This is a genomic window from Oleiphilus sp. HI0128 (genome assembly GCF_001635365.1).
In genome coordinates this window covers 38065-50152 of record NZ_LWGG01000610.1, presented here as the reverse complement: position 1 = coordinate 50152, position 12088 = coordinate 38065, and the positions used below count along the sequence as shown (strand labels likewise).

Here is a 12088-nt window from a genome sequence, read left to right as displayed (position 1 = left end):
CTTTGCCTGCTTACAATCAAGCCTACAATGTATATTGCCAACGTTGATGAAGACGGTTTTGAAGACAACCCTCACCTAGATAAAGTTCGTGAAATCGCAGCAGAAGAAAACGCTGTAGTCGTCGTGATCTGTAATAAGCTAGAAGCAGAAATTGCTGAGCTGGATGACGAAGAACGCGATGAATTTTTAGCAGACCTTGGCATGGAAGAGCCAGGCCTTGATCGTGTCATTAGAGCTGGCTACGAGCTACTTGGTCTACAAACCTACTTCACTGCAGGTGTAAAAGAAGTTCGCGCCTGGACAATGAAGCAAGGCGACCCTGCCCCTAAAGCCGCTGCAGTGATTCACACAGACTTCGAAAAAGGCTTCATTCGGGCCGAAGTAATTGCCTATGATGACTTTATCGACAATAACGGTGAAGCCGGCGCCAAAGACGCAGGTAAATGGCGTCTGGAAGGCAAAGAATACATCGTACAAGATGGCGATGTAATCCATTTCCGCTTCAACGTTTAAGCAATAGCATATAAGCGTATTTTTTATAAATTTTTGGCTTGACAAGTTCCAGTAAAAACAAGAGAATACGCGCCTCTTTTGGCTACATAGCTCAGTTGGTTAGAGCACATCACTCATAATGATGGGGTCCCAGGTTCGAATCCCGGTGTAGCCACCAATTATTCTAATAAATACAGTCAGTTAGACTTCGCGTCAGCTGGCTGTTTTTATTTGTGCTTCTACTTAACGACTTAACCCCCTATTACTCCCTACAGTTTAGAGCGCTCTCCTCGTCAAATTAACGACCATACATTCCGTCCAAGCCTAAAAGATTAGTGGATTTTATTCACAAACTATATTCGAGTTATTCGTTTATATCATGAATAGATAGTCGACATAATTCACATACTCTCAGTTCCAACGAAACAAGAACAGCCTTTCGACTAACCTGATTTTCATTAGAAAAAGCAATCCAGAGCTTATTACCACTTTATATTCAAAACATATTACCTTGCTCAAAACACGTAGCAGCCTTATCACACAAACTAAGGCTAACCAATGTAGGTCATCGAGCCAGTTTTTCCGGAAGCGGCCTATACGTCACTCCTGGTTCTAGCACCTAGCCACAACAGCCAAATACAGCAGTTTGCATTGCGAACTATACCACGAGACAGTTTTATGCTTAGATAGCCTGGATATCAACTAAGCCTGTTATTCTGGAACATCTTCAATGAGCATAATACTGCACCACTACCCTCTGTCTCCTTTCTCTGAAAAAATAAGAGCGATGCTTGGCTATACCAACCAAGAGTGGTCCTCCTGTCTGACCTCAGAAGCGCCGCCACGAGGCAAACTGGACTTACTTTCAGGAGGTTATAACAGAATACCAGTGGCACAGGTGGGAGCTGATATTTTTTGTGATACGAGCCTTATAGCTGATGAACTCGCCGCTATCGCTGACGAACCATCGTTAGCCAACGAAGCTCTGAATCAAGGCCTTCTAACTGAAAGACAATGGCTTGAATCAAAGCTATTTTTTGCATGTGTAAATAAAGCATTCTCTTTATCATTACTTCGACGTATTGCTAAAGACAAAGGCTTATGGAATTTACTTCTGTTCTTGAAAGACAGGATAGAAATGGGCGCCAAAGCCTCGGTATCCCTCGGCAGCCCTAGATCAGCCAACAAACATATTAAGCAAGGTCTAAGCTATCTATCAGAAAACTTAAGCTCGAATGAGTTTATCGGTGGTAACACACCGAATATTCTAGACTTCTCTGCTTATCATTGTTTCTGGTTTCTGACGGAAGTCGGCCTTAAAAAGGATATTTCCAAGAATACAGCCGCGTTGGCTTGGTACCAAAAAATGAAGGCTTTCACCAACTCTCCTGACAATGAAATTAGTATCGATACGGCGATCGATATCGGGAGAGAAGCCCAACCTCGGCAACTAGACAAGCGTTACACCTCAGACCATAGAATTGGCAGTAAGGTTGTTATCGCACCTAGTGACTACCGACAGGTACCCGTAACGGGAACCTTAGTAGGCGTCGACAGCCAGCGCTGGATTATTTCTCGTAACAACCCGGAAACTGGCTTGATACATTTGCACTTTCCTAGTAATGCCGTGGATGTAAATATCCGCCTTCCAAAGCAATAACAGGACAAGCCTATAATGAAAGCCGTTACGACCTCCCTCCTTATACTAATACTGTTTAGCTTAAGTATCAGCGCAAAGCTTTATGCAAATTCGATAGAGATGCCTTCACCTGAACAGCCCTCTGAAGACCTTGGAAAATATGTCTCTATTAATATTGAGATCAAGGAGTTGAAGGAGTCAGGCATAGTTCTCCGAGAAGCTAGCGAAAAGCTATCTCTTGCCCTGGATGAGGTTTCAGAAAATCTTCAGGATCTCTCTCCCGAGCAGTTGCGTTTGATTAATGACTTGGCCGATAAAGTAGACAGCATGACCAACAAACTCAATCGGGCAGCTGGTAGCTTTCCCGAAACCATTAAGAAGGCTCAACAGCCTTCAAATGAGCTGCTAACTCAGTCACTTAAAACAGTTCGGGACGAAACCGTAACGCCGATTGTCGACAGTATCAATCGCTGGTTAATTATCACCATTATAGGCTTAGTACTCATCGGTATAGGTCTGTTGGTAGGGTTTGTTATAGGCTTAAAGAAAGTATCGGCAGCGGGAAGTAAGATACTACAAATAGCTGATGGATATCGAATAATTCCTTTAGAGCAGTATAACGAATCACGAATAGCCCCCCTCAACAAAGCACCACAGGAGCTATAAAATAGTTCCTCATTACTTGGCATATTCCTGCTAGACCTTTACTATAATTCCCTCTGTATATTCTGAAGGTTTCAATATGCGTATTCGGCTCGATAACGGCAAAGACTATGATCTACTTGCGATGTTTACACCGTCTTGGGTCGGCCACAAAAAAGCTCTTGAAGCTCTTCGAAAAAACTATTCAGTCTGGACCAACGCCCTCACTTTACCGTTGTATAACAGGAACAGTGTTTCTGGCTTGCTTAAGTGGCTAGTGGTTCTGACCCTACATTCCATTTCACTTCTATCGCTCCCTTTCATCCTGGTCTTGGGCTTTTCAATGAAAGCTTATACGATTTTCTTAAGCGACGATGTAAAGAAGATGAAACAGTACAAACAAGACTTACAAACCATCTATGCAAAGTTAAAAGATATCGAAGATCAGGATGAATATAAGCGACGCTTGAAAGAAGAGATAGCCAAGGTAAAGCCGTTCTAAGAATTGCTTTGAAAATCAGGCAATATCCTCATATCCAGATACCGGGTCTTGCTCACAATTCTTACGGTACTGAGTCAACAACCAGGCTATCGCGCTTGCATAAACAAGATTGGTTGCAAGTTCAGCATGAGGGTTTTCCAAAAATGCCCTTTGCGAAGCCAAACCCCGTACGGTACTCGCCAGGTCTGGTTGAAAAGCTAAATACTCATCCCATAAAGCGGTGTGACTTTCAGGACTAATCGCATAAATACCTAAACCATCAGACTGCTTCGAGGCTACCAAGTGCTCACCGTAAGAGGAACGTTTAGAAGCTAGCTTCAATAAGTAATGTTCTGCAAATTGGGAGCGTTCATCCAAAGCCGCGAGTGCGGGACGAATTACATAATCATTGAGTTCTTGTGCATTAATACCCATGATCCACCTCTCAATGCCAATTTTTCGGCAGTTTTTTGCCTTTTATACGCTTATGAAGTTTGGATGCAATTTGCTTGCCTGATAACTTGAGCTGACGCTTACGCTAGCCTTATTAACCTTATCGGCCAGCGTCTCACATGCTCCATACCTGGGTAACAATTCGATAACAAACGAAACAAAAGCGCTTAAGTGTTTGCATCCGTTCGTCATAGAATATCTAATTTATAATCTAAAGATCTCCTAAGAACTTTTTATTCAGATGAAAGCTCGTTTTACGAAATTAGATCAAATCCTTAAACGCTATGAGCATCTTTGGAAGCCGCCTGCTTTTTCTAGTATTGACTCTCGCTTGGATGATTACCCCGAATTGCAAGCCTGGTTACGTTCACTTAGCTCAGATGATATTGATACGCTTCAGCTTTCTGATCAGGACTTACTAGCCTCGGCAGCCAATTATTTCCCCGTGGCGTCTGAACTCCTTTCACTTATTAGCGTTCCAGCTTCAGAGACATCAAAAGCAACAAAGGAAGTAGAACTACCCGCATTTTGGGATACAGGAATTCCTGGCAGAAAAGCAGCGCAGATAAAGTCCTTTATCAAAAGCCAATCTCCACCCACAACGCCGCTTATTGAATGGTGTTGCGGAAAGTTGCATTTAGGTCGATTAATATCAGAGCTATACAAGCAAAAAGTCACCGGTTTAGAGATTGATACGCAGCTAGTCAATCAGGCAAATATCCTTTCCCGCACCAGAAAATTGAGCAATCAAACTGTGGCGCTAGAGTGTGATGTATTGAATGATGACCTGTCTCAGCTGCTTGAAGCTAACCATCACCTAATTGCCTTGCATGCCTGCGGTGGCCTGCATGTACATATGCTAAAGCAAGGTGTAGAAAGTCACTCTAACAGAATGACCTTCTCACCATGCTGCTATCACCGCTTCAATAGCTCTGAAAACTACCAGGCGCTATCACTTGTAGGCCGAACTACCCTACTGAGCCTAAGCAATGAGGATTTGCGTTTAGCGACAAGACAGTGTAATACGGCATCGGCCGCTGAAACCCGAAAGCGCAAACAACTACAAGCTTGGCGACTCGGCTTTGATACGCTCCAAAAAGATATCAGACATACTGATCAATACCTTCCTTGCCCCTCTCTCAGCATTCGTATTCTTCAAGAAGGCTTCGAACGTTTTTGCAAAAAATGTGCGCAGCTAAAAGATATTGACCTGCCGCAAACAATAGACTTTTTACACTACCAATCTCTGGGGCAAACCAAGTATCAAGAATACGAAAAACTAGAGCTGGTAAGGATGTTATTTAGGCGCGCGTTGGAAACCTGGCTGGTACTGGATCGCTGCTTGTTTCTGGAGGAAAATGGCTATCATTGCCAAATATCGACATTCTGTGAGAGTTCAGTCAGCCCCAGAAACTTTCTGATTAAGGCCCATTTGAAAAACAAAACCTAGCTAGCGATTTTCATTCCATGAGATGCACTCATCAAGTGTAAGCCCCGCCCCCCCAAAAATATCCAAGGCACTCCCTATTGTCAGATCAACCTTGCCGCCAGATAACTGATGAACCAATTTTAAGTCTTCGAAAGAACGTGCACCGCCAGCGTAAGTGACTGGAATGGGGGAAATTTCTCCTAATAAAGAAACCAGGTCCTCATCAATTCCTGCTTGTAGCCCTTCAACATCGGCAGCATGTATTAAAAACTCATTGCAGTGCCCTGCCAACTCAGCGAGGGTATTCTTGGTAATCTGAGTACGGGTCACTGTTTGCCAACGATCCGTCGCAATATTCCAACCCGATTCGGTTTTTCGGCAACTCAGATCCATCACTAAACGCTCCGCTCCCGTCTCCGCTTTTATCTTTTCAATTCTGTCAGAAGATAGCTCCCCATCTTCGAAGAGGTAAGACGTGACGATCAAATGCGACGCACCTGCTTCCAAAAACTCGCTGGCATTTTCATGATTAACGCCCCCGCCAAATTGTAAACCTTGAGGCCAGGCCGATAGTGCCTTAAGTGCTTCGTCCTTATTTCCTGGGCCTAGTGCAATAACATGCCCACCTTGTAAGTTATGCTCCTTGTATAAGGAAGCATAGTAAGCCGCATCATAAGCACTCACAAAATTAGTATCGGCACCTTGGTCATTCAAGCTACCACCAACAATTTGCTTTACTTTGCCTTGATGTAAATCGATACAGGGACGAAACTGGGTCAAAGGAGGCCTCTTTTACAGAATGAGATAAAAATAAAACTGGCGCATATTATACCCAATTAAGCGGGGTGATTCGCCCCATATTGAAGATTAATCCAGTACACCTAGGCTTGTTGCTGTGATAATCTTTGGAGCAAACCTACCTGAAGGACCTTAATTATGAAGAATTTCTCCTTACGTTTTAGCAAAGTAATTTCCTTAGTTTCACTTTTTGTACTCCTTAGCGCCTGCGCAACGGAAAGTAAGCGAGCTATTCAACCAGATCGAGTTGCCAGCTATCAAACAAACTATAGTGGTAAGAAAACAGCCATGGTAGTAGGCAATTTTAATAACCGTTCAAACTATATGCAGGGTCTATTTTCTTCTGGTGGCGATCGCCTAGGTTCGCAAGGCAAGACCATCTTAAAGACCCACCTTCAACAAACGAACAGATTCAACCTTGTTGACCGTGACGCGATGAAAGAGCTTGAGCAAGAAGCTGCCTATCGCGGTCAAAAGCAAAACATTACGGGCGCAAGATATGTCGTTTCAGGCGCAGTCTCGGAGTTTGGCCGTAAAGAAGTTGGTGACAAGCAACTATTTGGTATCTTGGGGCGCGGAAAGGAGCAAATTGCTTATGCCAAAGTTTCCATCAATATCATTGACGTAACAACCAGCCAAATAATCTATTCAACACAAGGTGCCGGAGAGTATGCACTGAGCAATCGCGAAGTCATCGGTTTCGGTGGCACAGCGGGTTATGATGCAACGCTTAATGGCAAAGTTCTTAACTTCGCGATTACCGAAGCCATTAATAATTTAGTTAGAGATCTAGAGTCCGGCGTTTGGTCTGTTGAAAAATAGCAACTAACTATCGACATAAGGAAGTTCGATGAAATACATTAATATCAAGTTGATCGCTGCAATGGCGGTCATTCTTTTGGCTCAAGCATGTTCAACTCATAGTAATTTGTACTATTGGGGTGATTACCAAGAAATCGTTTACGATATTTACCTCAACCCCGGCGAAGCAGATACTGCCACGCAGATCTATAAACTAAACCTAACTATAGAGCGAGCAGAAAATAAAGGGATGAAAGTTCCTCCCGGCCTATATGCTCACTTAGGAATGGTTCACGCTCAAGCCGGAAACCCTGGCCTGGCAAAAAGCGCTTTGCTACAAGAAAAAGCACTGTACCCTGAATCTAGCGTATTTGTTGACGGCATTCTGACTCGCTCCAACATGCAAGACACCGCCTTGGAAGCATCTAACAGCCATCATAAGGAGAAAACAAAATGAAGGGATTCAAGTTCTTAGTTATTTCAATACTTGCTTTTGGAGTTTTATCCGGTTGTGCCGTTAAAGGTTATGACTACACGGCCCTTAAGCAAAGCAAACCGACCTCTATTCTGGTAATTCCACCCAATAATAGCTCTGTCGAAGTTAATGCACCCTATACGCTTATTTCCTCGATATCTGAGCCCTTGGCAGAAAAAGGCTACTATGTATTTCCTGTTTCAGTTGTCGATACTTTGTTTAAAGAGAATGGGCTCCCTACAACGGCTGAAATGAATACTATTCCCTTGGACAAAATTAGGGAAATTATCAACCCTGACGCAGTGTTATACATTGATATCAAGCAGTGGGGGCAGGAGTACCAAGTGATATCCTCAAAGACTGTCGTGGCTTCAGATTGGCGATTAATAGATGCCAAGAGTGGACAAATATTATGGAATGGCAGAGCCCAAGCTGTGAAGTCTTCAGGTGACGGCGGTGGCGGTTTGGCTGGTGCTCTCATTGGTGCATTAGTAGATCAAATTGCCGGCAGTATTGTCGATCACACACCTGAACTTTCTGCTATGGCGAGTAGTAACCTGGTCAATAACCAGCACTGGGGTCTACTTCCTGGGCCTTACGCACCAAAACCAGAAGAAAAGTAAAGATCAGGCAATAGCAATATCTAGAGTGCCTGGGTTTTGCCCGGGTACTCTCTCCTCAAGCCCCTCCATCAATCCTAAAAAGATAAGACAGCCCCAGAGTTTATTCTTACAATATCTTTGTTAGATTAGAATCAAACAAGAACAGTTTAATACCAGAGCCATTCAAGGTATCGTATAGTGCTAGGGAAGGAAAAAATAGCGCCCTTTTAGTAGGTGTCAAATTCGCTTTTGCTTAGATGGCAATCGATTCCTTCCAACTGCCATACCTGTCTCAATATTTGCTTGGTAGGAGTAACAGCGAATTATGAATTTTTCGAAACTCATTTACATCAGCTTATTGCTCTCGCTCTTCAGCTCATTTTCCAATGCGATAACTCAAACGAGCATTCGCTACCCTCAGCCAGGCGAAGTATTCACCAAACATCACAGTTACCCAATAGAGCTATTAAAGCTAGCCCTAAGTTATCATTCGGTGCCTCTAACAGTAGAACCCTCGCAGTATTTTATGACACAAGGCCGGGCTATCAAACAGTTGAGCCAAAGCAAGGGTATCGATGTGATGTGGACCATGACTTCCAAAGAACGAGAGTCAGAAGTAAAGCCTATTAGAATCCCTATTTATAAAGGCTTGATTGGCTGGCGCTTGTTCCTGACAACACCCGAGCAGTTGGCAACACGAAAACAAAGCCAAGATTTAAGGGCTTTAAAAAAAGCCACACTCATTCAAGGGCATGACTGGCCCGATACCAACATATTGAGATATAACAATTTTAAGGTACAAACTGGCCCCAGTTACGAAGGCTTATTTCAAGTGTTGTCACTTAATCGGGCGGAACTCTTTCCTCGCTCTATTATCGAGATCTGGGATGAACTAGAAACGCATCAACATCGCAACATTACCCTTGAGCCTCACACGCTACTCAGCTACCCGACCGCTACGTATTTCTTTGTCGCACAAGAAAATACGGCCTTAGCTAGCCTTATAGAAGAGGGGCTTCAGAAAGCCCTGTTGGACGGAAAGTTCGATGCGCTGTTCCAGCAGTATTATGCTGATCTGATACTGAAGGCTAATTTAAAGCAGCGACTACACTATCGCCTGATTAACCCTTTGCTTCCTGAAGCGACACCACTAGACCAGAAAGCTCTCTGGTTTCATTTAGATAAAGACTGAAAGCATCATTACTTTCAGCCTCTATACTAAGAGAAACTTAGTGTTTGTGCTTATGTTTATTGGGTTTATCGTGCTGGCTCGCATGCAAACTATTAAAGACGATTTTGATCCAGGTAGGCTCATTTAAGAAACCGTTTTCCCACTCGTCCCATTTTGCACTCAAACCTGCACTTTGTATCTCTTCCAGGCTCTTGTCATTCATCATGCTCTCGACCTCTTTCGCCGTACCACGCAACATGTCTCTGAAGGCAATAAGGTCTGGCTTCGTTGCCATTGGTCCGTGCCCAGGCACAATTTGGGTTGAGTCATCGATAGAATCTAAAATTCGATCAATATTCTGGGCGACACCTCGTACACGCCCACCTGCATCCACATCAACAAAGGGGTAAAAGCCGTTAAAGAAATGGTCACCCAAATGGACAATATTTTGTTCTTTAAAGAAGATCACGCTATCGCCATCAGTATGTCCGATTGGCAAGTGCATTACAGAAATATCATGCCCGTTAAAGTGGATAGTCATACGATGATCATAGGTAATATCCGGCAGCGCATGCTTTGGGTATGGTTCCGACACCATGTTAAACAGCTTAACCTCTTGACGAGAGTTCAAACGCTGATAAACATTATCATGCGCGACAACGGTAGGCTCTTTACCCAAGAGCTTATTGCCTTGAGTATGGTCACCATGCCAATGCGTATTTAGGATGTACTTAAGCGGTTTACCAAAAGTATCAAGTGTTTTCTCTAAACCACCTGACATATCGGCATAGTCACTATCGACAACCCGTCATCACCTTCGGACAATAAGATATTCCCGCCCTTTCCCTGAAGAAAGTGAAAGCCTGGCTTTAACTCAGTCACTTTAAACTGCTTAGTACTATGGTGGTGGTTTTCTGCAACACTTAAATTTGCAGACAATAACAACATGAGGCTGGCGCCCGCTTTAATTACGTTCACTAATTTATCTCCCTATTGATTGAGTCTTTAACATGCAAACATGTGAAGCGAAACGACCACCAAGCAGAGTATTTCTGCTTCATTTCCTTCTAAAGCGCCTTGAGTATATCAGTCTTATAATTTCCTCTCACCAACATTCAGGCTAAGGTAAATATGCGCTTAATTCAGGATAAGAACAAATACCGCAGCGATCACTAAGCTCCTGGAAGTGATAGCCTGTCGCTTGTTATTATTCTCAGCATTCTAAATACATATAAAATATATATCAGGTATATTTATTATATATTTTACCTATCAGTCTATTGTCATTACTATCGCCTCATCATACAAAAAACAAAGAGAACATTATGAAGCCCTTAGTCATGAGACTTACCATGCTGATCCCTCTCCTGCTTATCACTTTCACAAGCAGCACATCAACTTTTGCTGGAGAGATGATACCTGCAAATCTTAGTTTTTCAGTTATCGTCACCGCTGAATCAGGCGGCGCGCAAGAAGCGATGGTGGTATCCAGTGGTAGCTGGTTTACTCAGCGAACGTTAGTGCATAACGCAATTCTTATCAAACATCCAAAGGGTGATTTGCTCTGGGATAGCGGCATCGGCACTGAAGTCGAAGAACAAATGCAAGTATTCGCTTTTTGGGAGAAACAGTTGTTCGCGATCGAAAACGTTAAACCCGCCATTAGCCAGTTAAACGCGAATAACTACCCCATCAGCACAATTAAAGCCATCATCCCTAGCCATATGCACTGGGATCATGTCAGTGCAATTGAAGACTTCCCAGCAACACCGGTATGGATTCAACAGCAAGAGCATGACGCCGCGCACCAAGGCAAGCCACCCGCCTTTGTCTTATCGCAATTTGATAGTCCTGACATCAAACGGCAATTCATAAAGCTCTTAGATCAACCCTACCAAGGCTTCGATAAAAGTTTGGATATCTACGGTGACGGCAGCTTAGTGTTAGTCGACCTGGCCGGGCACTCGCAAGGGCACTTGGGTCTTTTTGTTAATACGCCAGACAAAGGGCGCTATTTCTTCATTGGCGATGCAACATGGGCGATCAAAGGAATTCAAGACAACCGCGGCCGTCCGAAGATTGTTCAGTGGGCAACTGGTGTCGATAATAACGTAGACCAAGCGGAAAAAGTCATCGATCAAATTCACTCTTTAAGCAAACGTGACCCTGACTTAGTGATCGTCCCGGCTCATGACGAACTGGTCACGGCAAAACTGCCCAACTATCCCAGCTTTTTATAAGATGGATTTACACCAAGGCTAACAAAGTGAACTACCAGCAACTTGATGCCATCGCCGATGCCTATATCCCTTTGTTAGGACTGCTTGTACTTGGCTTTATCGCCAGACAAATCCTTAATAAACAATACCGAACAGCAGCCAGGTTCAGTCTACAAACCTTGGTATCAGTAGCGCTGGTTTACGCCTTAATGGCTCTGGATAACTATTTTCTTATTTGGCCTACAGTCTCACTAGACTACAGCACTCATACAGCATTATCCCTGGCCTTAGTGATGTTATTAACTCAAGGTTCAACGTTTCAAGTTCACTGGCAAGTTGCCTTGGGAGTATCATTCTTAGCGTATGCGATTTTAATGCTTTACCAGCAATATCATACTATTGCAGACATAGTCAGCACCGCTTTCATCCTGGTTCCGAGTCTGTTTATTATTAACAGGAAACTGGTCTCTAAAGACCCAAATTGGGAACACTGTTCAGCTAAGCCTTATAAGAGTTCATAAAGTCGATGCCTGGCTTTAAGGCGCATCGCCAAACTAAAGCTGCTTCCTCACAAAAGTTAGGGTAGGTATCTTCAATAGCCTGAATGAAAGAGTCTACGAAAAGTTTATACATATATTCGTCAGCTCGAACTTTATCGGCGTGATGTCGAGCGATAGTTTTTAGGTATTCGCTTTCTTTATTAGTACAGTAGAATTTGACTAAGTGCTTTATAGATTCTCGAAGCATTTGCTTCTGCTTATCCATATCGATATAAGCANAAGCATTTTTTATTAAATTAGAGCTATTAAAAAAGTGTGTATAGAAAGAATCAAAAAAGTTGCTATCGTTACTCAGAATAAAATCGTAACTATCGTCAAAATGACTC

At 43.3% G+C, this 12088-nt stretch carries 15 protein-coding genes and 1 tRNA gene; 12 read left to right on the top strand and 4 right to left on the bottom strand.

Features of this window, described 5'->3' with window-relative positions:
• The 5 genes from A3763_RS07595 to A3763_RS07575 form a co-directional block, all read left to right on the top strand.
• Window positions 1–513, top strand: a 513-nt coding sequence (locus A3763_RS07595; RefSeq protein ID WP_156494994.1) for a DUF933 domain-containing protein, incomplete at its 5' end; no start/stop codon positions are given.
• 80 nt (window positions 514–593) lie between these two features.
• Window positions 594–670: transfer RNA gene (locus A3763_RS07590), tRNA-Met, on the top strand.
• Between the two features lie 552 nt (window positions 671–1222).
• Entirely contained in the window at window positions 1223–2152 is a 930-nt protein-coding gene (locus A3763_RS07585; protein WP_068515846.1) for a glutathione S-transferase family protein, read from the top strand.
• 15 nt (window positions 2153–2167) lie between these two features.
• Window positions 2168–2797 carry a hypothetical protein gene (locus tag A3763_RS07580; RefSeq protein ID WP_068515850.1) on the top strand — a complete coding sequence of 210 codons (630 nt, stop codon included), beginning with the start codon at window positions 2168–2170 and terminating at the stop codon, window positions 2795–2797.
• 76 nt (window positions 2798–2873) lie between these two features.
• Window positions 2874–3275 carry a hypothetical protein gene (locus A3763_RS07575; RefSeq protein WP_068515853.1) on the top strand — a complete coding sequence of 134 codons (402 nt, stop codon included), beginning with the start codon at window positions 2874–2876 and terminating at the stop codon, window positions 3273–3275.
• 15 nt (window positions 3276–3290) lie between these two features.
• On the opposite strand, the gene A3763_RS07570 is transcribed toward A3763_RS07575, so the two are convergent.
• Window positions 3291–3689 (bottom strand): hypothetical protein, encoded by a 399-nt coding sequence (locus tag A3763_RS07570; protein ID WP_068515856.1) that lies wholly within the window; start codon window positions 3687–3689, stop codon window positions 3291–3293.
• Between the two features lie 259 nt (window positions 3690–3948).
• On the opposite strand from A3763_RS07570, the gene A3763_RS07565 reads away from it, so the two are divergent.
• Window positions 3949–5157: a methyltransferase gene (locus A3763_RS07565; protein WP_068515858.1), complete on the top strand. Its 1209-nt coding sequence runs from the start codon at window positions 3949–3951 to the stop codon at window positions 5155–5157.
• Here A3763_RS07565 and hisA read toward each other — a convergent pair whose 3' ends face one another.
• The gene (gene hisA / locus A3763_RS07560; RefSeq protein ID WP_068515862.1) at window positions 5158–5916 is read right to left on the bottom strand and encodes a phosphoribosylformimino-5-aminoimidazole carboxamide ribotide isomerase; all 759 of its coding nucleotides are present in this window, start codon (window positions 5914–5916) and stop codon (window positions 5158–5160) included.
• A gap of 156 nt (window positions 5917–6072) precedes the next feature.
• On the opposite strand from hisA, the gene A3763_RS07555 reads away from it, so the two are divergent.
• The 4 genes from A3763_RS07555 (at window position 6073) to A3763_RS07540 (ending at window position 9004) form a co-directional block, all read left to right on the top strand.
• A complete protein-coding gene (locus A3763_RS07555) occupies window positions 6073–6756 on the top strand; it encodes a CsgG/HfaB family protein (RefSeq protein WP_068515864.1) in 684 nt (227 codons plus the stop codon).
• 28 nt (window positions 6757–6784) lie between these two features.
• Window positions 6785–7192, top strand: a complete 408-nt coding sequence (locus tag A3763_RS07550; RefSeq protein WP_068515868.1) for a DUF4810 domain-containing protein — start codon at window positions 6785–6787, stop codon at window positions 7190–7192.
• On the top strand, window positions 7189–7833 hold the full coding sequence (locus A3763_RS07545) for a GNA1162 family protein (RefSeq protein WP_068515871.1): 645 nt from the start codon (window positions 7189–7191) through the stop codon (window positions 7831–7833). Before A3763_RS07550 ends, A3763_RS07545 begins: the two co-directional genes overlap by 4 nt.
• 304 nt (window positions 7834–8137) lie before the next feature.
• Complete coding sequence (locus A3763_RS07540; protein WP_068514500.1) at window positions 8138–9004, top strand: hypothetical protein; 867 nt, start codon at window positions 8138–8140, stop codon at window positions 9002–9004.
• A gap of 37 nt (window positions 9005–9041) precedes the next feature.
• On the opposite strand, the gene A3763_RS07535 is transcribed toward A3763_RS07540, so the two are convergent.
• Both A3763_RS07535 and A3763_RS28390 read right to left on the bottom strand, forming a co-directional pair.
• The gene (locus tag A3763_RS07535; RefSeq protein WP_197475874.1) at window positions 9042–9764 is read right to left on the bottom strand and encodes an MBL fold metallo-hydrolase; all 723 of its coding nucleotides are present in this window, start codon (window positions 9762–9764) and stop codon (window positions 9042–9044) included.
• On the bottom strand, window positions 9749–9961 hold the full coding sequence (locus A3763_RS28390; RefSeq protein ID WP_068567935.1) for a hypothetical protein: 213 nt from the start codon (window positions 9959–9961) through the stop codon (window positions 9749–9751). The genes A3763_RS07535 and A3763_RS28390 overlap by 16 nt, the downstream gene beginning before the upstream one ends.
• A 347-nt stretch (window positions 9962–10308) precedes the next feature.
• Between A3763_RS28390 and A3763_RS07530 the strand changes: the two genes are divergently transcribed.
• Window positions 10309–11223 carry an MBL fold metallo-hydrolase gene (locus A3763_RS07530; RefSeq protein WP_082880408.1) on the top strand — a complete coding sequence of 305 codons (915 nt, stop codon included), beginning with the start codon at window positions 10309–10311 and terminating at the stop codon, window positions 11221–11223.
• A gap of 26 nt (window positions 11224–11249) precedes the next feature.
• Window positions 11250–11723 carry a hypothetical protein gene (locus A3763_RS07525; protein ID WP_068515874.1) on the top strand — a complete coding sequence of 158 codons (474 nt, stop codon included), beginning with the start codon at window positions 11250–11252 and terminating at the stop codon, window positions 11721–11723.
• The last annotated feature ends 365 nt before the right edge of the window (window positions 11724–12088 follow it).

Coding starts and splice junctions, on each gene's coding strand:
- A3763_RS07565 (WP_068515858.1), top strand. CDS start 3,949: ATGAAAGCTCGTTTTACGAAATTAGATCAAATCCTTAAACGCTATGAG.
- A3763_RS07535 (WP_197475874.1), bottom strand. CDS start 9,764: ATGTCAGGTGGTTTAGAGAAAACACTTGATACTTTTGGTAAACCGCTT.
- A3763_RS07545 (WP_068515871.1), top strand. CDS start 7,189: ATGAAGGGATTCAAGTTCTTAGTTATTTCAATACTTGCTTTTGGAGTT.
- A3763_RS07550 (WP_068515868.1), top strand. CDS start 6,785: ATGAAATACATTAATATCAAGTTGATCGCTGCAATGGCGGTCATTCTT.
- A3763_RS07540 (WP_068514500.1), top strand. CDS start 8,138: ATGAATTTTTCGAAACTCATTTACATCAGCTTATTGCTCTCGCTCTTC.
- A3763_RS07580 (WP_068515850.1), top strand. CDS start 2,168: ATGAAAGCCGTTACGACCTCCCTCCTTATACTAATACTGTTTAGCTTA.
- A3763_RS07575 (WP_068515853.1), top strand. CDS start 2,874: ATGCGTATTCGGCTCGATAACGGCAAAGACTATGATCTACTTGCGATG.
- A3763_RS07570 (WP_068515856.1), bottom strand. CDS start 3,689: ATGGGTATTAATGCACAAGAACTCAATGATTATGTAATTCGTCCCGCA.
- A3763_RS07530 (WP_082880408.1), top strand. CDS start 10,309: ATGAAGCCCTTAGTCATGAGACTTACCATGCTGATCCCTCTCCTGCTT.
- A3763_RS07555 (WP_068515864.1), top strand. CDS start 6,073: ATGAAGAATTTCTCCTTACGTTTTAGCAAAGTAATTTCCTTAGTTTCA.
- A3763_RS07585 (WP_068515846.1), top strand. CDS start 1,223: ATGAGCATAATACTGCACCACTACCCTCTGTCTCCTTTCTCTGAAAAA.